This window comes from Streptomyces sp. NPDC093065 (assembly GCF_044754585.1).
GTDB lineage: Bacteria > Actinomycetota > Actinomycetes > Streptomycetales > Streptomycetaceae > Streptomyces.
Genome location: NZ_JBIVPJ010000013.1, coordinates 163249 through 185486, shown reverse-complemented (window position 1 = coordinate 185486; position 22238 = coordinate 163249). Strand labels below are relative to the sequence as shown.

The following is a 22238-nucleotide window of genomic DNA, read 5'->3' as shown; positions in this document are numbered from 1 at the left end:
CCACCCCTTTCAGTTCGCGTTGATGGCCTGCAGCAGCTCGCCGTTGGAGCGGCGGACCTCGGCCCGGGCGATGTCGGTGATCTCCCGGTCGCCGACGAACACGGCGACGGACAGGTCCCCGAGCCCGCCGTCTGGGCCGCCACCGCGCAGGAGGGCGTTGGCCTGCTGCGCGGTGAACACGGGCTCGGGCCGGCCGGTGCCGTTGTAGGCGAGGTTGAGGCCGGGCTGGAGGTAGCCGCCGGAGTCGTACTTGCCGGGCTCGAACCCGTACCAGCTGGTGAACAGGCGGTCGTTGTAGGCCCGGGCCCGGCTGCCGACGACCACGCCGTCGCCGCCCCTCGACTCGACGTTGGTCTTGCCGAGGGTGCCTGCGGTGTGGCCGACACCGGCGTTGGTGATGCCGATCTTGAAGGGGCTGTTGCCGTGGTACACCCAGCCGGGCGGGGCAGTCTTGCCGGAGAACGCGCCGGTGGCCCACCGGCGGTGGGGCTTCTGCCCGCGGATGACGGATTCGATCGCCGACATGAGGCCGGAGCAGTCCCAGCTGGGGTCGCCGTTGCCCGCCCACTGGTAGGGCAGCCCGTTCTGGGTCTTCACCCAGTTGAGGGCGGCCTGGATGCGGGGGCCGCCGATGCCGCCGCCGCCTCTCTTGTCCGCCTCCTTGGTGTAGCCGAACAGACTGTCGATGATCTTCGTCGGGATGCGGCGGATCATCTTCCCGAAGCCGGTGTCCGCGCCGGGGAACTTGGCCAGCAGCGGGTCGACGACATGCTTCACCCCGGCTCGCGCCGATGCCTCCAGCCCGTCCTTCAGCCAGGACGCCCCCTCTTTGATCTTGTTCCAGACGGCAGACCCGGCGCCGACCGCTGCCGATGCCTTGTCCTTGATCCAGCCGAAGATCCCGCCGCCTGCGAAGCGCTGCGTCGGGAAGACGCCGCCGCTCGCGTAGGGCAGCGACCGGTCGGTGGCCATGGGTGCGCTGCCACCCAGGAGCGGCGCGAGGGCCTCCTGCACGCCCTTCGTCCCGCGGGACATGGCCAGCGAGTTCATGGCCCCGACGAAGCCGGAGCCCACGGCCCGGGTGAACTCGGGCCGCATGATCGCCTCGCCGCCCGACAGTTCCAGCGCACCACCGGTCGGCGACACGAACTTGTGCACGTCGCGGCCCGGCGTGTAGCCAGGCATGATGCCACCGGAGGCGAAGGAGTACTTCTCGAGCTTCTTCGCCCCGAAGGCTCCGGCGATCTTGTTCCAGACACCGACGATGCCCTTGTTGTAGACGGTGTCAACGATGAACTGGACGGGCTTCTTCGCATACTCGCGGATCTTGTCGAAGCCCTTCTTGACACCGCTTGCCGCACCATCGAACGCCGACACGACCTTGTTCTTCAGGGTCGTGCCCCAGCCGGGGATGGTCTTGGTGAAGAAGTCCCGGATCGGATAGACCGCCCCGGATTTGATCTTGTTCCAGCCGTCGAGGACCCCGGCCCGCGTCTCGTGCCACTTCCCGACGACCTTGCTCTTCAGGGTCGAACCCCAGCCGGGGATGGTCTTGGTGAAGTAGTCCCGGACAGGGAACAGCACACCAGACTTGATCTTGCCCCAGCCGGACTTGAACCCGTCGGGAAGAGTCTTCGTCCAGAAGCCGACGAATGGGCCCCTGACCCAGTCGAGGACCGCCTTACCGCCCGCCCGGATGCCAGCCCAGGCAGCCTGCACTCCCTCCCGGAACCAGCCGAACTTGTTGTAGCAGTAGACGACGATGGCGACGAGCGCCACGATCCCGATGATGATCAACGTGATGGGGTTCGCGGCCATCGCCGCGTTGAACGCCCACACCCCGAGCGTCCACAGGCGCCACACCACGATCACGCCCCAGATGGCCTGGACCAGCCACGGCGCATGATCGGCGACCGTGGCGATCGCATCCCCGATGCCCCCGAGGAGCTGCAGCAGGCGACCCGAGATCGGGGACAGGGCACGCGCCAACTGGAAGACCGCATCGATCACGTCCCGCAGGGCGCCGGACAGCTTCGGCCCCATGTCCGAGGCGTACTTCAGGAACTTCTCGAACTTCGGCGACCCCTTGAGGTTCGTGCCCCAGTCGGCGAACCGGCCCGTGAGCCGCTGCATCCGCTCCGAAATCGAATCCATGTGCGGGAGGAAGGCCTGGATGATCCCCGCCATGCCCTTGAAGATCCGGCCGAAGCTGACCCCCAGGCCCTCGATGGCCGGGCCGACCGAGCCCTTCAAGTCCTTCTTGAAGGACTGCCACCACGGGGACTTGAAACCGGCAGACACCCGGTCCTGCAGCCCGCTGATGGCATCCGCCGCCTCCAGCACGAACGGCGTCAAACCCGGCAGCGAGTTCTTCAGCCCGCCCAAAGCCCGCGTGAAGAGCGGCATCACCGCCGGCTGCAGCGACCGCGACCACGACGAGAACGCATCCTTCAAGTCCAGGAACGCGAAGAACGTCTCCCGGGCGGCCGGCGTCATCTTCGCCAGCTCCGCCTTGTACTTCGCCTGCGCGATCGCCGCCTGGTCCACCCCACTGGCGGCCGACCTCGACGCCGACTCCACCTGACGCTGCGCCGACGCGATCGAGTCCGCCGCCGACTGCTGAGCAGCCACCAGCGACTCCTGAGCGCGCGCCACCGAACGCGCCCCGTCCTCCTGCGTCTTCGACACGTTCCGCGAGGCCTCGGCGACCCGCTCCTGCGCCTCCGTGATCTGCCGCTGCGCCTCCACCTGCTGACGGGCCGCCGACGCCCGGGCCTTCACCAGACCCTTCTGCTGGTCCGCGACACCCTTCTCCGCCGCCGCCAGCCGCTCCTGCGCCGCCTGGACCGTCTCCGACCCCTCCACCCCGGCCTTGTCCGCGGCCTTCTTCTCCGCGACCAGACCCTTGGTCTCCTGCCGCTGCTCCTTGAGCCGCTGCACCGCCTGGTCGTAGGCGAGCTGCGCACGCTGCTGGTCGATCAGCGACACCTGCGCGCCGGCCGCCTGCACCGCCCGCAGTTTGATCTCGGCCTCTTGCACGTCCAGGACCGCGTCCCGCTCCGAGAGCTGCGCGTCAGCCACCCGGTCCGACAGCTTCGCCAGCTGCGCCTCGGCGTCCTTCCTCGCCTGGGTGAGGTCCTGCTGCGCCTGACGCGCCGACTTCTGCGCATCCGCGAGGGACTCCTCGGCCTGCGCGACCTGCTCCGCCGCATCCTGCTGCCGCTCCGCAGCCGTACGCACGGCATCCGCGAGGGACTGCTTGGCCTGCTTGACCTGCTTGGCCGCACGATCGTTGGCCTCCGCCGCGTTACGGACGGCGTCCCCGACAGCCTGCTCGGCCTGCTGGATCTGCCGGGCCGCGTTACGGTGCGCCGTCGCCAGCGCCTGCTGCGCACCCGCCATCTGCGAGGCACGCGCCGCCGCCTGCCCAGCCGCCTGACCACCCTGGTAGGTGGCGTTCGTCGCCGCGTCCTGAGCCGCCTTCTGCGCTTGCAGAGCCGACCCGATCCCCTTCAGCGCCGGCAGGGCCACCAGGCCCACCGCGCCGATCCCCACGGCCGCCGCCGTACCCGCCGCGGCGACCGCGCCGAGACCGGCCGCGACCACCGGCAGCACCGGGATGATCGCCGGACCGAACGTGATCGCCGCGGTGATCAGGGCCTGCATACCGGACACGCGGACGTTCGCGGTAGCCGTCTGCCCGTCGATCCGGTTCAGCGCGGCCTGAAAGACGGCCAGCTGAGCCAGCGCGGCGCCCGTGTCCACACGGACCGCGACGTCCGCGTCCGACGCGGCCAGACGCTGCAGCCGCGCCTGGATCGCCTCGATACGGGCGGTCGCGGTGGCAGCGTCCATGTCGACGCCGATCCGCACGTCCCGCAGCGCCGTCAGCTGCGCCCGCAGCCGGGCAATCTCCACCTCAGCAGGCGTACTGTCGGCGGTGATGTTGATGTTCGGCAGCGACGCCTCCGCGGCCTGCACCTGCGCACGGAGCCGCTGACCGAACGTGCCGTCGGTCTCCACCCGGATATGGGCCGGGTCCCGGGACACCTCGTCGATCTGCGCCTGCAGCGCCTGCAGTTCAGCGATCGCCCTCGCGGTGTCCGCCCGTACGGCGACGTTGGGGTGCGCGGCGCCGATCCGGCGCAGCCGCTCCTCGATGTCCGCGGCCTGCGCACGCGCGGTCTCCGCGTCGATGTCGATGCCGATCGTCCGGCCCGACAGAGACTCCAGGCGGGCCCTCAGCCGTGCGAGGTCCGCATCGACGCCGGTGTCGTTCAGACCGACGTTGATCTTCGGCATGCTGCGGAACGCGGTCTCGAGCCGGGTCTTCAGCGACCGGGCGAACGCGCCGCCGGCCTGGTCGCCCTGCCGGGTCGCGGCCGGGCGTGCGGCCTGCCCGCCCCGGGTGATGCCGTCGCCGATGCTGTCGCGGATCGACGCGGCGATCCGGGTGGCGATCTGACGGCCGATCTGAGTCCCGACACGCTCGCCGATCGTGTCGGAGATCGACGACGTCATCGCCGGGCCGAACGCCCGCCCGGCCGCGTTGCCGGCGTTCTCCCCAGCCCGCGTCGCGGCCGGGACGATGCCATCGCGGAGCCGCTGGTAGATGCCCCGCGTGTTGGGGATGACGTCGACTTCGACGGAGCCGATGCTGATGGCCACGGCACACTCCTCCCGTGGCGCTACGCGGCGCCCCCATTGATCATGTGAAAGAGCCAGTCCGCGCCCGTGCCGGTGAGCTTCGGCTTCGGCTTGGGCGGCTGCGCACCGGGCCTGCGGACCGGCTCCGGCGGGGTCGGCTTCTTCGAGCCCTTGCCGGTGTTGGCGAGGAGGGTGATGTGCTCGAGGCGGGCCACGCGGTCGACGACCAGGGCGAGGAGCTGCTCGGCCTGCGACCAGCGGCCCTTCTCCGGTTCGCCCTTGCCCGCCTGCTCCGCCAGTTCCTCGGCGGTCATGGCGTTGCGCAGGGCGGTCATGGTGGCGGACTCCGGCGGCAGGCGCTGGATCAGCACCCGCAGCCGGCGGGCCGTCATCTCCCCGCGGTGGTAGGCGTCGATCTGGTCCTCGGACCTCGGGTAGTAGAAGGCGAGGTCGCCCTCTACCGCCTCCGCGTGCGCCTCGACGACGGAGCGGGTCCACGCGATTTCCCCGGGCTCTCACCGGCTCGCTCGGACGCCATGTTCACGAGGTCGCCGAACTCGTCGTTGGTCGGATCGAGTTCCTCGTACAGCTCGTAGTCGTCGGGGTGGAGGGTGATCTGCGCGAACTCGTCGATCTGCCCGCTCATGAGGAGGCGCCGCCAGGACTGCCGCCAGGCGCCGGGCGGGATGATCCTGACCTCCTCGCCGCACAGCTCGCTGGTGACGTAGTGGCCGGTGGCCTCCGCCTCCTGCGCGTCGGCCTCCGTGTACTCCGTCTCTTCCTCGCCCTGCAGGTCGTCGTCGGCCCGTGCGGCGGGGCGCGGGGCGGCGGTCTCACGGGCGGGCCGTGCGGGGCGCGCGGCGCGTGTGGGGGTGGTCTTTCGGGTGGTGGCCATGGGCGCGAGCCTTTCTGTGCTGGGCGCGGGCATCGGTCATGTGAGGAAAGGGGGGGGGTGGCGGGCCGGGCCCGCGCCAGAGTCGGCCCACCACCCCGATCAGAGGGGCTCCCGGCCAGAGGTCAGGAGCCGGAGTACTCGGGCGTCACCGGCAGCTTGTCCGTGTGGTAGACCGTGTTGCCGGCCTCGTCCGGGTAGGCGGTGACGGTGATCTCGTAGCCGGACATCTCGTCCTGCTTGAAGGTCACGTCCGAGCGGTCGGAGACCTCGCCCTGGGGGACGTAGAAGCCCTTCGCGGTGTCCCCGTCCATCACGAGGAACCACCACGCGCGGCGGTCCGGCGTCGGGCTGGCGGTCTCGGCGTAGGCGGTGAGGCCGGACTCCTCGTCGGGGGCGAGGTCGCCCGCCGGGATCCGGTACATGATCGACTGCACGGCGATGCGGCTGGTCTCCCACAGCGTCACCCCGAACGTCCGCACGCTCTTGGTGATCTGCGTGCGGAACGGGGAGGTCAGGCCCCACGGGGTGAACTCCTGGGAGTCCTCGTCGAAGCCGTAGGTGAGGCCGTCGTCCGAGATGGAACCGAGCGGCTCCCACGGGCTGACGGGCTGGATCAGCGGCGACTCCGGCGCACTGGTGCCGGTGGCGGCCACCCAGCCGCCGCCGTTCGCACCGATGGTCGTGAGGTCCGCCGCGCGGGTGATCTGAACCATGAAGGGTCTCCAGACATGCGAAAACCCCGCACGGCGGCGGGGCTTGAGGGGTGGGTCCGGCGCGGGCCCAGCCGGTCAGGAGACCGGGTGACAGTAGATCTCGTAGGTCGCCCCGACACGACGCAGGGCGGTGTTCTCGTACGGCCTGGCCGCGGGCAGGGCCAGGGCACCGGTGCGGCCGATGACGAGGCGGTCGGTGGCCATGCCGCGGAGCTCGCCGGTCACCCAGGCGTGCACCTCGTGAGCCAGAGCGAACGCCGACCCCCGGGTGGCGGCGTAGACGTTGATGTCGACGAGCGGCCTCGACAGCCGCAGCCCGTCGTCGTCCCCTCCGGGGGCCTGCTCGATCTGGATCGTCGGCAGCTCGCCGCCGAGCCGGTTGTCCAGCTCGTCGCGTACGACCGCCTGCGGGAAGCGGACCGTGCCAAGGGCGATGAGCTCCGCCTCGATGTCGACCAGCGCGGTCACCCTCCGCCCCCAGCCCGGGCGGCACGCAGCAGCACGTGATGGGCGGGCACCTGCTCGGTGCCGTACTCCACCCACCGCGCGTAGTAGACCGGGTTGCTCACCACACCGACGGCGCGCTTCTTCCGCGACCTGCCCACCGCGCGCTGCTCGACTCTGGCGTTCCACGACGCCTTGTACAGGCCGGGCCGCTCACTGCCGATGTCCACCGGGGAGATCACCGTCGCGACATCCTTGATGGCCTCGGCGCGGCGCAGCATCTCCGCCGCCACCATCGGCGACCGCAGCAGCTCGCCGACCCCTCTCCGGGACATTTTGAACCGTGCTGCCATACCCTCAACTCCTCAACAACCGGTCTGGGGGCGGACATGGACGTCAAGGGCGTACTCGGCAGCATCAGCTTCGACGGCGAGTGGATCACCATCACGAAGACTCCGGTGGGGCCGAAGCCGGCACCCGTACGGATCCGGGCCGCCGACGTCACCGGCACCCGCCTCAAAACGGGGACCCGGCTGGTGCACGGCTACGTGCAGTTCCTGCTTCCCGGAGCTGTGGCCGCAGGCGAGAAGGGCGGTGTCCTGCATGCGGGACGGCCCCCGTACGAGGACCCGCACTCCCTGTCCATCCCGCGCAAGAGCAACGACGCCGCGGCGAAGCTGGTCGTCGCCGTTGAGCAGGCGCGCGGCTAGCCGGTCACCCGGTCGGCCGCGAACTGGACCGGGCCGGCGGTGCCCGTGAACGGGGACTGCCGCCAGTCACCGGGCTCGCCGGTCACCTCGCAGACCTGGCCCCGGATCCGGAACTGATCCGTCGTGGCTACGTCTGTGCCGGCCGGTGCGTACACGGTGAACCCGACGACGACCGTATCCCGGGCCTGCTGCTGGTCCCCGCCGACCTGCGGAGTCTCAGCCCGCGGCGCCACGACGCAGCCCCGGATGGGCGTCTCCTCGAGCACCCCGGGCAGCGGCTGCCCGCGGCCGTCCCTGCCGGGCGACGGACCACGCCGCAGCCGGACGATGGTCTCCCCGTACGGATAAGGGGCTGGCACTCACACCCACCCCCAGCCGGGCTCGTACAACAGGCCCGGCCCGGCGCCCGAGTCGACCGGCCACGTTGGTGACGGGTCCGCATCGGCAGGGGTCGGGTCCACCGTGAAGGCGCCACCCCGCCCGGCGAGGCTCTTCAGCGCGGCCTTGTCGGCCTTCGTCAGATACAGTCCGCCGCTGCCGGTCGGCCGCTGCACCGACATCGGACCGATCGTCTCGTAGCTGACCTGCTGCGGGTTGACGTACGCCCTGCCCGCCACGGACAGGACGACCGCGGTCGCCTGCTCAGGCAGCGGGCGCACCACCGACTCGGCGAGCGCGACCGCCTGCGCGATGAGCAGGTCCGCCCGGTCCCCCTGGATCTCACCGAGCCCCAGGTACATGCCGAGCTGCTCGGCCGTCGGAGCGGTGAACGCCATGCCGTCCTCCTATCTGGCCAGGGCCTCCACTGCGTCACACCAGGCGCCGAGTTCGACCGTCGGGTCGAGTTCGGCGCTGCGGGCCAGGGCCCGCTTCGACGCCAGCCGGTACTCGGACGGCTGCAGAACCTTGCGGAGCACCGCCTCGTAGGCGTCGACATCACTTCGGTCCACGAAGATCCCGGCCTCGCCGAGGGACTCACACAGACCGGGCGTCGGGTGCGCGACCACCGGAATGCCCGAGGCCAGCGCCTCGACACCGGCCCGCCCCCACGACTCGTACGAGGACGGCATCAGCAGCACCCGGGTCCGCCCGTACACCTGCTCCCGCATGCCGGCACCGTCCACGTGCTCAACGACCTCGACGTTCGGCAGGTGATCGGGCAGGACCTGCTCCCCGTACGCGCCCCGCACGGCGAGGAACTGCTGCTCCGGCATGCGCTTGGCCAACGCCTCGAGGACTCTGCCGCCCTTCGCCTCGTTGCAGTTGATGAGTGTCACCGCGCTGCCGGGTTTCGTCGCGTACTCGGCGGCGACGACCGGCGGGCGGACCACGATCTCCGCGGGCGGCCGGACCGCCTTCGGATACTCGGAGAAGAAGAGGTCTGCCTCGGCCCGCATCCACTCGCTGTTGTAGACGGCGAGCGCGGTGCCGCCGGCCGCCATGTCCCGGAACGTCGGCCGGAACGTGTTGTGGCAGATGACCGCGACGGGTCTGCCGTAGCCGCGGGCCAGAGCCGACGTCGACGGCACGCACTCCAGATGGGACACCAGAACGTCCGCCTGGCGGACCGCGGTCGCGAAGTCGAGGCGGGCCTCGACCGGAACCACACGGATGCCCTGGTACGCGTACGGCTTGCGGGCCTTGCCGTACCGGGACAGCCACACGGACACGTCGTGTCCACGCTCCACCAGCGGACGCAGCATGCTGACGAGCATGTGCTCGGCCCCCGCGTTGTGCTGCGGGGGCATCGCGTGCACTCGGGCCACGATCCGCAGGGGCGCGGTCCCGCCCGGCGCGGAAGCCGGGACCGCCGCCGCCATCAGGTGCCGGCCGGGGTGCCGGTGAACTTCACGAAGGCCTCGACGTCGCCGAGGACGAAGCCGTAGTAGGCCTCGGCGAGCAGGAGAACGAGGTTCTCCTGGAACGCGGAGTGCACGCCGCCGTCCTCGTCGATATACGTCGCCTCGCGGCTGATCTTCACGGAGATGTCCATGCCGATGCCGTAGGCGGTCTGCGACCAGTCCCCGCCGATCGCCCGCAGCCCGGAGTCGACGCTGCTCGACTGACGGCGCACCTTGCCCGACACGGAGCGGGAGTAGGCGAGGGGGTTACCGATCAGGGACCCGGCCAGGGCCATGTCGGTGCCCGGCGTCCGGGTCTCCACGAAGATCGGACGCCCTGTGGTGTCGGTCGCCCCGAGGAGCTTCGGCTGAAGCCGGTGGTCGGCGACGGTGCCGGTGTAGTCCCAGTCGTCGTCGACGATCTCCTCCATGCCGTCGACGAAGTCCTTCCAGATGCCGCCCGTCGACTGCGAGGCAGTGCCGAGCTCGACACTCTTGGACGTGTCAGCAAGGAAGTCGGTGAAGGGGCCGGTGGCGCCCTTCATCGTCTTGCCGTGGATCGCCGCCCGGTCGAACGCCCGGGAGAACGCGGTCGGCAGGTCGGTCTGCAGCTGCTTCCACAGCCCGGCCGCGTTGGACTGCACGACCTCCATCGCCACCGGGATGAGGACGGCGATCTTCTTGCCGGACATCTGCTTGATGTCCATGCCGCCCGTACCGAGCGGCTTCCGGCCGGCCTGGTCCACCCAGTCCGCGGTGGGCACGTCCAGCGGCACCGGCACCGCCGTGTTCGCGCTCATGGAGAGCGGCACCCGGCGGGACAGGGACATGACCGCCGACTGCTCGACGGACTTCTCGAAAACCGGCCCGGTCAGGGTCGGCGGGAGGAACGTCGCGGAGACGTCACTCAGCTTGATCGGTTCTGTTGCTGCCATGGAGGGCTACCTCTCTCAGCGGCCCTTCAGGGCCTGGTCCATGAGCCCGGCGAAGATCGCGCCGGGATCGGAAGTACTGCGGTTGCCGTTGCCCGAGGAGCCCTGCGTGCGGTCCGGAGCCGGACGCCGCGGCGCCGCCCCCTCGTCGGGGCGGGCCCAGTGCGGCTTCCGCTCCAGCAGCGCCGCCAGATCCGCCTTGATCCGCTCGGAGTCGATGACCCCCGACTCGTCGACGTACGCCGCCAAGTCCAGGGCCCCGGCCGCGTCCTCCGGGTCCGCGAAGGTCTTCGCCGCAAGGGCCTCGACCTTCGATGCCACCGCCGTACGCGTAGCCTTCGCGGCGCGCTCCCGCTCGGCGGCGAGCTGCTCCGTGAGCCGCTCGGTCTCCGTCTTCTGCGCGTCCTCCAGCTCCTTCGCCTTCGCCGCGAGGGGCTCCAGCGCCTCAAGTCGCTTCCGCAGGCCCAGCGCTTCAGCGTTCGCCTTGTGGATCTTCTCCTTGGCGCGTGCCAGATCGAACGGCTCCTCGGCGTCCTTGCCCGCCTCCGGGGCGGTCTTCGGCTCCTGCGGCTGCTGTTCGACCTGCTCGGTCTCGGTCTCTTCGGGCATGGCTGTGTCGCCCTCCTGGGGCTGAGAAAGGCCACCTCCAGGGCGGCCATAAGGGGTTGATCAGTAAGAGCCCGGCAGCGGATTGCTGTCGTGCTCGGCCAGCGCCCGCCGGAACAGACGGAGCTGGTCTCCCGGGTGACCCGCCGCGTACTCCCGGTACAGGCGGTCCCACTCGGCAGCTTGCGGGGACAGCTCGAAGCGCTGTCCACGGAAGACGGGGACGATCGCGCAGTGGCAGTTGTCGTGGAACTTCGCCACTGACGCGCCCCCCTCGAAGCGGTCGTTCGCGTCGCGGCCGGCCGTCTGCGCGTTCTTGTAGACCGCGCCGCGGGACGCCATCAGCTTGCAGAACGAGCAGCCGCCCAACGCGGCCGCCCGGGCGTAGGCGACTGCCCCGCGGTCCCGGTCGACCGCCCGCCGCACCGTCTGCCGGCCGTAGTCGACCACCAGCTTCTGCACGACGCCCTCGGCCTTGCGCTGGGCCACCTCGAGCCGCACCTCCAGAGGCTCGGCCTGCACGGGCGTCGCCACCGCCTCATCCCGCGGCCACAGGTCCTTCGTTGCCCACCGCAGACCGCTCTCGCCCTGCTCACGGCCCGGCGGCTCCGGCGGCTCCGCCACGAACCGGCCCGGAACACCAGCGGCATCACGCTGCGCCTCGTAGAAGTCGGCCGCCAGCGCCCCCGCCGTCTCGGCATGCTGATCCACCAGCTCGAGCACCGCGGCGATCCACGCCGGGACCGACACCTGCAGCCTGGAGGGGACCAGGAGCCGCCGCAGCAGCCGCACATCCCGCAGCAGCAGCCGCGACAGCCCGCGCTGCGCCGCCCTCATCCGGAGCGCAGGCCGGTCCCCGTCAGAGACCGTCGCCATCAGCGAGTTCCTCACCCGCAGGCACCAGCGCCGGCACCGTCTCCTCACCGCCGAGTTCCGCCAGCCGGTCCAGGAGATCGCCGCCCGACTGCCTGCCTGCCGACCGGCGCCGCTCGGCCTGGACCCGCTTGCGCTGGTCCTCGGTGAACCCGGCCATCTCGAGGACCACGTCACCGTCGGCGGGGATGATGCCGGCCTGGACGAGCTTCACCGCGGCGTCCGTCTGGGCGGCGATCGTCGGCGTCGCCGGGTTCCGCCAGACCGTGTCGATCCGGCGTTCCTTCGGCGGCGGTGCACCGTCCCTAAACCACAACGCCAGCCGCATCGAGTCCCGATGGGTGGAGGAGAAGCGGCGAATGCACCGCTCGGCCTTCTTCACCTGCCCGTTGTCCGCGTACCGGATCGCATCCGCCGAGGCCGGGTTGTCACTGCTGTACCCGAGGACGTGCGGCGCCACGGACAGCTGAGACGCCATGATCCGCGCGTACAAGTCGATGATCTTCGTCATGCCCGTCGGGTCGTGCGCCGCGAACTGCCCGACCGACGGGATGCTGCCGTCCTCGTCCCGCTCCAGGGCGAGGACCCGGCCGATGTACGTCTCCCACGCCGTCTTCGCGTTCCCGTCAGCGTCCTGGAACGCCGCCTCCGTCACACCCAGCAGGTAGCGTTGCGGCGCCCCGAAGAACTCCGCGGCCACCTCCATGCCCATCAGGCGCCGGCACGCCGCATCCGTGATGGACATGACCTCCGGAGTGATCTCCGACCGACCCACCCGGTCCGCCGTCCGCTGCCGGTTCGCCATCCGCAGCACCGGCACCATGCCCAGCCCGTGCTCGTCGCGGTCCACGACCTCCCAGCCGTTCCCCGCCTCCAGCGCGTACACCGTCTGGTCCGGCAGATACAGCGTCACCAGCCGCTCGTCCGGGGACAGCCCGTAGTCGTACCGGTCCGCCTGGCACTCCCGCAGCGCCGACACCGCCATCCGCAGCCGGGCATCCCACAGCAGCGTCATGTCGAGCGGCGACTCGTAGGTGATCAGCGGCGGCATGTCACCGTCACCCGAGCCGACCGTCACGTACTCCCGCCCATACGTCAGGGCGTCCAAGTGCGCGAGGCTGGCCTCGTCGAACAGATCGTTCGCCGCGGCGATCTCCGTCAGCTCACTGCTGTCGGAGCCGTCCGCCCACCGGAACGCCTCGAGGTCCAGGCGCCGCTCCAACGACTCGACACCGATCCGCGGCCAACCGATCACCGTGTGCAGGCCCTTGAGCTGCGGCGGAATACTGATGCCCAGATCGCGAACCAGCTGCTCGCCATTCATGTACGCGTCCAGCAGCTCCAGCCCGACACGGCACGACAGCAGATCCGTCCGCAGCATCGTCAGCATCAGCTGCTCGTCATCCGACAGCGACAGCAGCGGAAGAGTAGGAATCGTCACCGCAGCACCACCACCCTCCCCTTGCCCCGCACCGTCGAACGCTTCGCCCACGCCGGACTGTTCATGACCATCCGCCGCAGCATCCGCGCCCCGACCGCACACACCGCCAGGTCAACCTTCCGCGCCGACTCACGGTGCTCCTTGCCGATCGTGTAGCCCCACGCGTTCGTCCGACGGCGGGCATTACCGATATGCCGACGCAACTCCCGGCTCCCGTCGTGGGTCAGCTGCCGCTCGAGGACGTCCCGGTAGAACCGGTCCACAGCCTCCGTGAACACCTGCTGGCGCCGCCGCTCACGCATGTCCCACATCACCGCGTGCTGCCCATGCCCGGCCGTCACCGCCTTCAGCTTCAGCCGCTTCCCGTACCGCTGCGCCCACGCGTCGATGTAGCCGTCCCAGTACCGTTCGCCGTCGGCGTCGTCCTGGCCGGCGCCCGGGTCCGCGAAGAAGGCGAGCGGCTTGTACCGGTGGAAGGCCTGCTCGACCACACCGTCCACCTCCTCCCGGGGCACACGCCACGGCCGGCCTTCCGGCCAGCCCGCGGGCCGCTGCCACACCCCGAGGGTCTGCACGTGCCCGTCCGACAACCGGCACGCCACCAGCCCGGTCGCGTCGTCCGACTTGGACCCGTCGAAAAAGAGCACGACCTGGTCGCCGTCCTCGAGGGCGATGCCCTCGTGCGGGCACGCGTCCCACTCGTAGACCGCCAGGAACGCATCCTCGGTGGCCACGATCTGGTTGAACCAGAACCGGCGCGACCTCGAGGGCGGGTTGCGGACGTCGAGGATCGACGCCTTGATCCGGCTGATGTCCAGCCACGTCGAATCCCCGCGCACCGCACGCAGCGTCGGCTCGATCCACGCCTCCGTGAGCAGCGCCTCGGGCGGAGCCTCCAGGCTGTCGTAGAACAGCCCGACGTCCGCCGCCCGCCCTGCCTCAGTGGCCTCGTACGCCTCCCGCGTCCGCTCCGCCACAGAGTCCTCACCGGGCTCGTACGCGTTCGTGTCCGCCATCGTCCGGGCCTGCCCGTCGGCGGACTTGGTGGTGTTGCGCTCGATGACCGCGCCCATCTCGTGGCCCGAGTTCGACTCCAGCCAGTGATGCGTCTCCCCCATGAACGTCGCCGACGGCCGTCCGCCCTCCAAAGCGCGGGGCGAGGAGGTGACGGCCTCGATCCGGGCCCGGCCCTTGTCGGCGTAGATGATCTCCTTGCCGAGGTCGATCCGGTACTCCTGGATCGCCCGCCGCGTGAAGATCGACGGGAAGAGCGTCATCGTGTTCCGCGTCTGGTCCTGGCTGACGGCTGCAATCTGCACCCACGCCGCCGGATGCTGCACCCCGAGCGGCTGCCCGGCCGGGACCCCCCACGGGTTGCCCTCCTCAGCGATCCCACCGAACCGGCACGGCCCCACAAACTCGAACGCGGCCCACGTCGACTTGACCGGGTCCTTGCCCCACCCCTTCAGCCGCTGCAGCACCCCGTCACGCCACCGGAACCGGTTCGTCACCGGATCCATCGCGTACCACCACAGCGTCAGCCGGGCCTGCTCCGGCGTGTACTGCCACGCCTTCCCGACGTAGTGCTGCAGGTACATCGACGTCCAGGCGAGGCACTGCCAGCCCAGCGTGTACGCCGGCAGCACGAACTTGCCGTCCTCGCCGCGCTGCCAGGTCGGACCGATCGTGAAGGGCCGGACGACGTCGGGGACAGCCTCAGCCGGAGGCGAGGTCACGGTACGCGTCCAGCGGCTGCACAGCCGCCAGGGGCCGCTCGGCAGGCTTCCGTTCGAGCTCGATCCGAGCGCGCCGGCGGTCGCCCTCGGTCGTCAGCAGCCGCGCCATCACACTGTCCAGCGCCGCCACGTACTGCCCATTGGGTGGCCGGTCCGACGACAGGCCCCGGGACATCAGCTCGGCCGCGTACCGGGCCACGGCCCAGTCCGACGGCTGGTAGAAAGCGGCCTGCCCCGACTCACGGAGCGACAGGTACCAGTCGTACGCGATCTCGTGCCACGCCGGGTCCGGGTCCGGCAGCTCCGGCAGATCCACCGGCGCCCCCGACGGGGCCTTCACCAGCTCCGGTCCGTCGCTCTTGTTCCGGCGACGGCGCTCCTCACTGCGCTTCGGGATGGGTCCGTGAGCGCCCATGGCGACCTCCAGGGTCCGAGGCGCCACCAGGGCGCCGGGCGGGTAGTCAGCGCCCCGCCCGGAGACGCCTCCGGGGCGTCAGACCAGGGAGGCGATCACCTGAGCCGCCTCAGGCAGCTCGGCAAGTTCGAGAGGCGTACCGGACACCCGGTCGCCCACGATCATGTAGCGGCGGTCGGAGTACACCTCGATGGCGATCTCCCCACGTCGGATCCGGCGCCCGGCCGGAACCTGGCCGCGGAACCACAGGTGCAGGCCGGTACCGGACCGGCCGCGTTCCATGTATGTCGGCGGCAGCTCGTCGACGATCGCCTGCGCCCACGGCAGGAGCCGGCCGTCCTCGACGGCGTGGTCCAGGTCGACGACCACGATCCCGTCGCTGGCCGTGAGGACGAAGCCGATGCCTTCGCCCGCGGAGGCCTTCGAGGCGGCCGTGAAGTCGGACCAGGACGAGGGGTCCTGTACCGAGGCGAACCGGCCGTCGATGCGGAGCGGCACCTTCTTCGACGAGTACCGGACCCACCGGGCCTGGGCTCGCAGTTCGGCCGGCACCCGGGCCGCCTGCTCGCCCTCGACCCGCGCCCGCTCGGCGGCCAGGCGGGCCCGGCTCGCGCGCTTGCGGCAGGTGGCTCCGCAGTACAGGGCGTCCGCCCGGGCCATCAGCGGCAGCGGGCCGGCGCACTGCTCGCACTGGGTGCGGCGGGCGGGAGTGGTCGAGGTCATGCCCCCCAGTCTAGTGCCCCCGTGTCACGGCTACAGCGCCCCCACCTGCACTGTTACCGTGCCGTGACGTGTAGCGGCACGGGGGCACTGGCCGGCCGGTCGGCGTCGCCGCAGGTCAGGGGCCTAGGGAACCCGTACAGGGGGCCAGGTGCTATACGGCCCCGATCCAGCCAGGCCGCCCGGAGGGGGCACACCCCCCAGGGGGCTGCCGGGCCGACCGGCCGGCCGCTCGCGACCGCTCCCGGCGATCATGGTCCGTGGCGCCGTGAGGCTCTGGCCTGAGCTCGGCCGGTGCGGGCGACCGCTCATGATCACCTCAAGGTGATCATGACTGTGTCGTTCGCACATGCTGTCGACGTCAGTGTCGCCTCGCCGCTGTGCGGTCGCGTGCTGCCCAGCGTGCACGGCTGACGGTCCAGACCGCCGACCACCGGCACGCCGGCCCGGCCCGCCTCGGTGGTGTCCTACCGCTTGCGTCGACCTGGGTTCAGCCTGCTGCCCGTCGCGACTCCGGTGTTCCGGATGTGTAGCAGCTGGCAGTAGCCCTTGGCCCGAGCGCCCATGTACTTGTGGAGCGCGCGGGTGCAGCGACCCCAGTCACCCGGCGTGCCCCACCTGATCTTGGCCGCTCCCTGTCCGGTGGACCAGTAGCGCCTGAGCTGTGCGGCGTTGCCTCGTCGGCTGCGTGTTCCTCGTCCCTTGCTGGCCATCGTGGATCACTCCTCGTGTGGCTTGTCGTCCTGCTGGTCGATGCGGGTGATGGAGGCGATCTGTTCGACGGGGAGGGCGAGGACGATGCCGTCCTGGTCGGAGAGCTGCGCCCATCGGTCGGTGAGGGTGAGGGTGAGGTGGGGGTCTTCGACGAGGACGTCGCCGCGCCTGGTCTCGGAGTGGGTGACGAGGTAGGCGGGCATGGGCCGTCCTTTCAGCGGAGGCCGGGGTGTTGTTCGGGGGGCCGGAGTCTGCCGGGCCGGGGGTGTGCGCGTTGGGCGGCGTTTCCCTCGGCGCTGGACTTTTGGTCGTGGCAGGGGCCGCAGACGCCTTGGAGGGCGGTGTCGCTGTGGTCGTCGGTCTTGGCTTCGATGTGGTCGCAGAAGCGGCTGGTTCTGACGCCGCAGAGGACGCAGACGGGGTCGCGGGCGAGGATGCGGGCGCGGGTCTTGTCCCAGCCGGTGGGGAGCCGGCTCTTGCGGTCGCTGCCCTTCCAGCCTCCGGACACGGCGGCCTCCGTCAGTCGTCGTTGCGGCTGTCGACGTAGCCGCCGTTCTCGATCTCCAGGGCGGCGGTGAGCATGCCGAGCGTGGTGATCCAGTCGAGGGACTCGCTGACCGCCTTGACGAGGCTGACCGTGCCGTCGGCCTTCACGATCTTCATGATGGCGTGGGCGTCGACGGGCATGTCGCCTTCGTCGAGATCGAGGGTGACGCCGAGGGCGTCCAGGATCTGCCCGACGGGCTGGTCAGCCACGGTTCCACCACCAGCAGCCGAGCGTCTGCCCCCGCATCGTCTCGGTCCGTCCGCCGCGCGCGGCGAGGACCTGGTCCATGTCGTCGGGGTCCCACTGGTGGAGGTGGGCTTCGTGTGGGTTGCCGTCAACCTCACCTTGCGGGAAGTCGATGATCGGCAGGCTGACGAGGATGTTCCACGCCCCTGCTGCCACGATCCGCTCCAGCAGGGCAACGGCGTCTTCGCGGGGCATGTGCTCGAGGACGTCGCCGCAGATGACGAGGTCTCGGTGGAAGAGGTGCGCCTCGCTGTTGCGGGCGTCTTCGACGTGGATCTCGTCGTACATGGTGCGGGTCTTCGTGGACCGCAGCTTGTACTTCGCGATGTACGGCTTGTGGATCTCGATGCCGGTCCACCACGTGCCCTTGTGGGTGGGGCGGAAGAGGTGGGCGTAGGTGCCGTTGCCGGGGCCGATGTCGGTGACGGTGTTCGGCAGGTGGTAGCGGAAGCGGTCGAGGGACCAGTCCTTGCCCTCGGGGAGAGACATGGGCATGCGGGTCACCTGACTCGGTATGTGGCCCACGGGAGTGGGCTGTCGATGGGGTCGAGGCCGAGGGTGTCGGCGGCGGTGTCGCGTTCGCTGGGGTCCCAGGTGGTGACGTCGATCCAGTGCCGGCGTTCGTGTGGGCGGTCGGAGACGGGCCAGTCGAGGACGACGGTGCCGCCCTTGCGTACGGCGGCGACGATGCCGCGCACGATGTCGAGGGCGTCTGCGCGGGTGTGGTGGATGAGGACGGCGAGGCAGTAGGCGCCGTCCTGCTTCCGGCCGAGCTGCTCCCGGAGGTCGGGGCCGGTGGACTGCACGGTCCGGATACCGGGCTCGGTCTCGGCGAGGCGGCGGAGCATGTTGGAGCTGGAGTCTGCTCCAGTTACGTCGTAGCCGAGCTGCTGGAGGGGGATGGCGACTCGGCCGTCTCCACAGCCGACGTCGACGATCCGGGAGCCCGGTTTGAACACCCCGGCGAGGGCGGCGGCTTGCTCGGTGCCGGACTGCCAGTACGCGTCCTCGGAGGTGGCGCGGGTGGGGTGGATGGCGCGCGGGTCTGCGCGGTCCCACGCTTCGATGACGTCCTGCACGGCGGCGGGCTCCTAGGTGATCTGGAATCGGGGCGACTTCACGACGGGCACTTCTGGGGTTGCCGTGATCTTGATCCACGTGCGGTAGGTGCCGGGGCCGGGGTCGAGGACGCCGCCGGGGCCGACGAGGAGGACTGCGAGGGGCCCGTCCGGGCCGGTCTCCCAGGCGGCGGGGTGCCAGTCGCCGGGCCCCGGTCGGAGGCCGTCCTCGAGGAGGGCGACGTGCACGGCGTACCCGGTGGGGTCGGTGCCGTCTACGCCGACCGGGGTCTTCAGGTACTCCAGGCTCTCGCGTTCCACGACCGGGGCCCCTTCTGTCAGGTGTGCGGCATGCCTGCCGGAGGGCGGCTGTACGGGCGGCCGGCGGGTGGCCTGGCGTGCGGGGTGCCGAGGGTGATGGTGCCGACGTCGTGCCCCGTAGCGGTGGCGACGGCCAGGGCGCCGACAGCGGTCAGGGTGGCCGCGCCGTGGCCGGTGTGGTGGGCGGCCGTGGTGAGCGCGCTGCGGGCTGCGAGGCCGGCGGCGCCGGTGACGATGGCGTGGCTGGCCGGGACGGCGGTCAGTGTCGAGTGTCCGGAGAGAGCGGCTGCGCCGACGCCGCTGCGTCTGGCGGTGACGCTGGTTCCGCTCCCGGCTGCCAGGGCCGCCTTCGCGGGCAGAGTGCGGGTGCCGCTGGTGGTGAGGCTGCTGCCCGCGGCGAGACCGGTATCGGCGACGGCGCTGCGGGTGCCGTGTGCGGTCAGGGTCGTGGCGGCGGCGAGGTGCGTCCCGGCGTGTGCCGTGCGTCGGCCGTGGACGTCGAGACTGCTGTGGGCGGTCAGGCCGGCGGCGCTGCTGCTGCCCGCGGGCGTGACGGTCACGGTGCTGGTGGCGGTGAGGTGAGCGGCCGCGCGGTGTACGGCGGTGCCGGTGGCCGTGGTGGTGCCGTCGGCGTCTAGGTGGGCGGTGGCCTGTGCGGTGCGTGCGCCGGTGGCGGTGACGCTGCTCGAGCTGGTGAGCGTTGTGCTGCCGTGGGTGGACCGTACGGCTTGCGAGCCCAGGTTGGCCGACGCGTGCAGGGTGGCCGTGCCGGTGGCGGTGCGCCGGCCGTCGGCTCGGATGACGGTGCTGCCGGTGAGGAGGGAACGGCCGGTCGCGGCGCGTCGGCTGTTCGCGGTCAGCGCGCTGCCTGCGGTGAGGGTGGCGTGGCCGGCTGTGGTGCGTCGGCTGCTCGTGGCGAGTGTGCTGCCTGCGGTGAGGGTGCTGGTGCTGCTGGTGCTGCGGGTCCCGGTGGCGGTGAGGCTGCTGCTCGTGGCGAGTGTGGAGGCGGCGGCGGCTGCGCGGCGGCCGGGGGCGGCCAGGGTGGTCGCGGCGGTCAGTGTGCTCGCACCGGTGGCGGCTCGTCGGGGGGTGGCGGTGAGCAGGCTGCCGGCGGTGAGGGTAGCGCTGCCGGTGACGGTCTGCCCGGGGGTGGGCAGGTAGTTGACGTTGTCGAACTCGGCGAAGGTGGGGTCGCCGGCGTCGCGGTGGGAGATGAGCTGCAGTGCCAGGTCGAGGTCCGCGCCCCATGCCGGCGTCGCTGCGGTGCGTCGGGTGGTCCAGGTCTCGCAGTCGGGGGCGGTCTCCCAGTAGAGGGTGCCGGCGTCCTCGCGGATCCGGAACCAGGCGTGGGTGGTGGGGTTGTAGGGGATGCGGACTGCGGCGGCGTCCCAGTAGTCGGTCCGGGCCGCCATGTTGATCTCGCCTGCGACGGCGTCGACTTCCATGACGAGGTCGGTGCCCGCCGTGGAGGACATGATCAGGACCTGCGTCCACGCTTCGGCGACGGCGTCTCCGGCGGCGGCTGGGAACACTTGCGCGTGCAGCGTCGATCCGGTGAGGGTGTAGGCGGCGGCGGTGGCGAACGCGTTGTAGTCCACGCTGCTCGTGACGCGGGCGCGGCCGCCGGTGACTTCGTAGCCGCCCTCGTTGTAGGAGGAGGACCAGACCGGGTCGACTGTTTCGGAGGTGAAGGAGTCGACGATGGTGGAGAAGTTCGGGGCGAGCGGGGGCAGCGGTTCGTCGCCGGGCAGGCCGTTGTCGCTGGCGCCGGTGGTGTCGTTGACGGCGATGTCGTCGAAGTCGATGTCGGCGATCGCGGGCTGGATGACGCCTACGCGGGCGTACCGTCCTCCGCCGAGATCCCCGGTCACGGTCGCCCACAGCGTCCCGTTCAGGTAGGCCTTGATGCTGTTGGCGGTGTCGTCGTACTCCATCTCGACGCGATACCACTGGCCGATGGCCAGAGCCGCCGAGGCGGTGCCGGTCGTGGCCCCGGAGCCGCCCGCGATCAGGGTGCGGTCCGTGTTCATCTTGATGCACATGAACCCGGTTGCACCGGTGGCGTTGTCCGACCAGGCGATGATCGCCGTGCGGGCGGACGGTGCGGTGTTGACGCGGACGTAGGCGCGGAGGAAGACGTGGGCGGTGTCGTCGTCGTCCGGGTAGGCGGCCTTCGCGATCGAGGCGGCGACTGCGGTGGCGGGGGCGCAGGTGAGTGCGGCGGCGCCTCGGCGGGGGGTGAGGGTGTCGTAGCCGATGGTGCCGTTGGTGGTGTCCCAGCCGGCTGCCGACTGTGAGTCGAACGTCTCGGTCCACAGGCGCGCCACGGGGTACCGCCTCTCAGCTCAGCGATACGTCGATGGCCCCGGCGGGGATCTTGAAGTCGTCGCCGGCTTCGAGGGTCTTCGACGCGTTGAGGGGGCCGTACCACCAGCGGACGGGTGTGCCGGCGGAGTCCCAGATCTCGACGCCGACGATCTCGGCGGCGGGCATGTCCTCCCAGACCAGGTCGGCCGTGTTGGAGGTGGTGCCGCCGGAGGCCGCGTTGAACTCGGCGGTGAGCCGGGCGTAGGAGCCGCCGGTGACTTCGGTGCCTGCGGCGCTGTCGGTGCCAGCGGCGGTGACGAGAGCGACCTTCATGTCGCCGGTGGGGCCGGTCGCGGTGTTGCCGAGCGTCCAGTTGAGGGCGGCGTTCTCCGCGGTGTCGGTCAGGTTGTCGGCCATCGTGGCCTCCTTGGTCAGGCCGCGATGCGTCGTGTGGCGGCGGTGTTCTGGCGGGCGGTGCGGTGGGCGGTGGCGATCTGCTGCTGGCTGTAGATGCGCCGGCCTCGCTCGTCGCGCTTGGGGTTGGTGAGGTGGCCGCGGCGTTCCCAGGAGTAGATCGTCTGGGGGCTGCCGCCGATGAAGGCGGCGGCCTCGGCGATGGTGAACCAGATCCGGCCGTCGGCGTCTTCGCGGCCCTGTGCCGGGGCGCGGTCCGTGGGGTGGGGTATGTGATCACCCCCGGATACGGCGAAACCCCCGCTCGGTGGCGGGGGTCGTGTGGCGTATGGGCACAAGTGTGCTGCTGGCACCGGATTATGCAGTGCTGATCGACTACGTGTCCAGCTCCGTGACCAGCGAGTTGGTGGGCCCCGCCGTGACGGAGGTGCACGACGGGGCCCAACTGCCGGGCGCGACCCGGCGCGTAGCCACCAGTGTGGCAGGCGTGCGGCTACTTTTTCGGCGTGCCGGGGACGGGCTTCTTCTCCCGCGGGTACCAGCCGCCGCGCGACGCGCTGTAGTCCGTCTCCTTGCCCTGCAGGCGGGGGTCGTCGGGGTTGATCGGCTTCTTGAATCCGAGTGCCATGATGGCGTTCCTGTCTCGTGGTTGGGATGG

The 22238-nt window shown here is 70.9% G+C and carries 27 protein-coding genes; 1 reads left to right on the top strand and 26 read right to left on the bottom strand.

Features of this window, described 5'->3' with window-relative positions; all coding sequences use genetic code 11:
• Positions 1–9: 9 nt before the first annotated feature.
• The 6 genes from ACIQFU_RS23195 to ACIQFU_RS23170 form a co-directional block, all read right to left on the bottom strand.
• A complete protein-coding gene (locus tag ACIQFU_RS23195; protein ID WP_402554047.1) occupies positions 10–4668 on the bottom strand; it encodes a hypothetical protein in 4659 nt (1552 codons plus the stop codon).
• A 20-nt stretch (positions 4669–4688) separates the two neighbouring features.
• Positions 4689–5039, bottom strand: a complete 351-nt coding sequence (locus tag ACIQFU_RS23190) for a hypothetical protein (RefSeq protein ID WP_402554045.1) — start codon at positions 5037–5039, stop codon at positions 4689–4691.
• A 65-nt stretch (positions 5040–5104) separates the two neighbouring features.
• Positions 5105–5542: a hypothetical protein gene (locus ACIQFU_RS23185; RefSeq protein WP_402554044.1), complete on the bottom strand. Its 438-nt coding sequence runs from the start codon at positions 5540–5542 to the stop codon at positions 5105–5107.
• Between the two features lie 122 nt (positions 5543–5664).
• Positions 5665–6255: a phage tail protein gene (locus ACIQFU_RS23180; protein ID WP_402554043.1), complete on the bottom strand. Its 591-nt coding sequence runs from the start codon at positions 6253–6255 to the stop codon at positions 5665–5667.
• A 75-nt stretch (positions 6256–6330) separates the two neighbouring features.
• Positions 6331–6723 carry a hypothetical protein gene (locus tag ACIQFU_RS23175; RefSeq protein WP_402554042.1) on the bottom strand — a complete coding sequence of 131 codons (393 nt, stop codon included), beginning with the start codon at positions 6721–6723 and terminating at the stop codon, positions 6331–6333.
• A complete protein-coding gene (locus ACIQFU_RS23170; RefSeq protein ID WP_402554040.1) occupies positions 6720–7052 on the bottom strand; it encodes an HK97 gp10 family phage protein in 333 nt (110 codons plus the stop codon). Before ACIQFU_RS23170 ends, ACIQFU_RS23175 begins: the two co-directional genes overlap by 4 nt.
• 36 nt (positions 7053–7088) lie before the next feature.
• Between ACIQFU_RS23170 and ACIQFU_RS23165 the strand changes: the two genes are divergently transcribed.
• Positions 7089–7409: a DUF4429 domain-containing protein gene (locus ACIQFU_RS23165; RefSeq protein WP_402554039.1), complete on the top strand. Its 321-nt coding sequence runs from the start codon at positions 7089–7091 to the stop codon at positions 7407–7409.
• On the opposite strand, the gene ACIQFU_RS23160 is transcribed toward ACIQFU_RS23165, so the two are convergent.
• From ACIQFU_RS23160 to ACIQFU_RS23065, 20 genes are all read right to left on the bottom strand, one after another.
• On the bottom strand, positions 7406–7768 hold the full coding sequence (locus ACIQFU_RS23160) for a hypothetical protein (RefSeq protein ID WP_402554037.1): 363 nt from the start codon (positions 7766–7768) through the stop codon (positions 7406–7408). The genes ACIQFU_RS23165 and ACIQFU_RS23160 overlap by 4 nt on opposite strands.
• Entirely contained in the window at positions 7769–8185 is a 417-nt protein-coding gene (locus ACIQFU_RS23155; RefSeq protein ID WP_402554036.1) for a hypothetical protein, read from the bottom strand.
• Positions 8186–8194: 9 nt separating this feature from the next.
• Positions 8195–9157, bottom strand: a complete 963-nt coding sequence (locus tag ACIQFU_RS23150; protein ID WP_402554109.1) for a glycosyltransferase family 4 protein — start codon at positions 9155–9157, stop codon at positions 8195–8197.
• A 71-nt stretch (positions 9158–9228) separates the two neighbouring features.
• A complete protein-coding gene (locus ACIQFU_RS23145) occupies positions 9229–10185 on the bottom strand; it encodes a phage major capsid protein (protein ID WP_402554035.1) in 957 nt (318 codons plus the stop codon).
• Positions 10186–10200: 15 nt separating this feature from the next.
• Positions 10201–10791 carry a hypothetical protein gene (locus tag ACIQFU_RS23140; RefSeq protein WP_402554034.1) on the bottom strand — a complete coding sequence of 197 codons (591 nt, stop codon included), beginning with the start codon at positions 10789–10791 and terminating at the stop codon, positions 10201–10203.
• 60 nt (positions 10792–10851) lie between these two features.
• Positions 10852–11664, bottom strand: a complete 813-nt coding sequence (locus ACIQFU_RS23135; RefSeq protein ID WP_402554032.1) for a hypothetical protein — start codon at positions 11662–11664, stop codon at positions 10852–10854.
• Positions 11648–13102, bottom strand: a complete 1455-nt coding sequence (locus ACIQFU_RS23130; RefSeq protein ID WP_402554031.1) for a phage portal protein — start codon at positions 13100–13102, stop codon at positions 11648–11650. The genes ACIQFU_RS23135 and ACIQFU_RS23130 overlap by 17 nt, the downstream gene beginning before the upstream one ends.
• A complete protein-coding gene (locus tag ACIQFU_RS23125; protein WP_402554029.1) occupies positions 13099–14838 on the bottom strand; it encodes a terminase in 1740 nt (579 codons plus the stop codon). The genes ACIQFU_RS23130 and ACIQFU_RS23125 overlap by 4 nt, the downstream gene beginning before the upstream one ends.
• The gene (locus tag ACIQFU_RS23120; RefSeq protein ID WP_402554027.1) at positions 14819–15253 is read right to left on the bottom strand and encodes a hypothetical protein; all 435 of its coding nucleotides are present in this window, start codon (positions 15251–15253) and stop codon (positions 14819–14821) included. The genes ACIQFU_RS23125 and ACIQFU_RS23120 overlap by 20 nt, the downstream gene beginning before the upstream one ends.
• 78 nt (positions 15254–15331) lie before the next feature.
• Positions 15332–15976, bottom strand: coding sequence for a bifunctional DNA primase/polymerase (locus tag ACIQFU_RS23115; protein ID WP_402554026.1), 645 nt, complete (start codon positions 15974–15976; stop codon positions 15332–15334).
• A gap of 716 nt (positions 15977–16692) precedes the next feature.
• The gene (locus tag ACIQFU_RS23110; RefSeq protein ID WP_402554024.1) at positions 16693–16890 is read right to left on the bottom strand and encodes a hypothetical protein; all 198 of its coding nucleotides are present in this window, start codon (positions 16888–16890) and stop codon (positions 16693–16695) included.
• Between the two features lie 11 nt (positions 16891–16901).
• Positions 16902–17195: an HNH endonuclease gene (locus ACIQFU_RS23105; RefSeq protein ID WP_402554023.1), complete on the bottom strand. Its 294-nt coding sequence runs from the start codon at positions 17193–17195 to the stop codon at positions 16902–16904.
• An 11-nt stretch (positions 17196–17206) separates the two neighbouring features.
• A complete protein-coding gene (locus ACIQFU_RS23100) occupies positions 17207–17443 on the bottom strand; it encodes a hypothetical protein (RefSeq protein ID WP_402554022.1) in 237 nt (78 codons plus the stop codon).
• Positions 17436–17975 carry a class I SAM-dependent methyltransferase gene (locus tag ACIQFU_RS23095; protein WP_402554021.1) on the bottom strand — a complete coding sequence of 180 codons (540 nt, stop codon included), beginning with the start codon at positions 17973–17975 and terminating at the stop codon, positions 17436–17438. The genes ACIQFU_RS23100 and ACIQFU_RS23095 overlap by 8 nt, the downstream gene beginning before the upstream one ends.
• A 5-nt stretch (positions 17976–17980) precedes the next feature.
• A complete protein-coding gene (locus ACIQFU_RS23090) occupies positions 17981–18559 on the bottom strand; it encodes a class I SAM-dependent methyltransferase (protein WP_402554019.1) in 579 nt (192 codons plus the stop codon).
• Between the two features lie 12 nt (positions 18560–18571).
• Complete coding sequence (locus tag ACIQFU_RS23085) at positions 18572–18859, bottom strand: hypothetical protein (protein ID WP_402554017.1); 288 nt, start codon at positions 18857–18859, stop codon at positions 18572–18574.
• Positions 18860–18876: 17 nt separating this feature from the next.
• A complete protein-coding gene (locus ACIQFU_RS23080; protein ID WP_402554016.1) occupies positions 18877–21186 on the bottom strand; it encodes a hypothetical protein in 2310 nt (769 codons plus the stop codon).
• 13 nt (positions 21187–21199) lie between these two features.
• Entirely contained in the window at positions 21200–21583 is a 384-nt protein-coding gene (locus ACIQFU_RS23075) for a hypothetical protein (protein ID WP_402554014.1), read from the bottom strand.
• 14 nt (positions 21584–21597) lie between these two features.
• Positions 21598–21933: a MerR family DNA-binding transcriptional regulator gene (locus tag ACIQFU_RS23070; protein WP_402554012.1), complete on the bottom strand. Its 336-nt coding sequence runs from the start codon at positions 21931–21933 to the stop codon at positions 21598–21600.
• A 140-nt stretch (positions 21934–22073) separates the two neighbouring features.
• Positions 22074–22208 carry a hypothetical protein gene (locus tag ACIQFU_RS23065; RefSeq protein WP_402554011.1) on the bottom strand — a complete coding sequence of 45 codons (135 nt, stop codon included), beginning with the start codon at positions 22206–22208 and terminating at the stop codon, positions 22074–22076.
• Between the last annotated feature and the right edge of the window lie 30 nt (positions 22209–22238).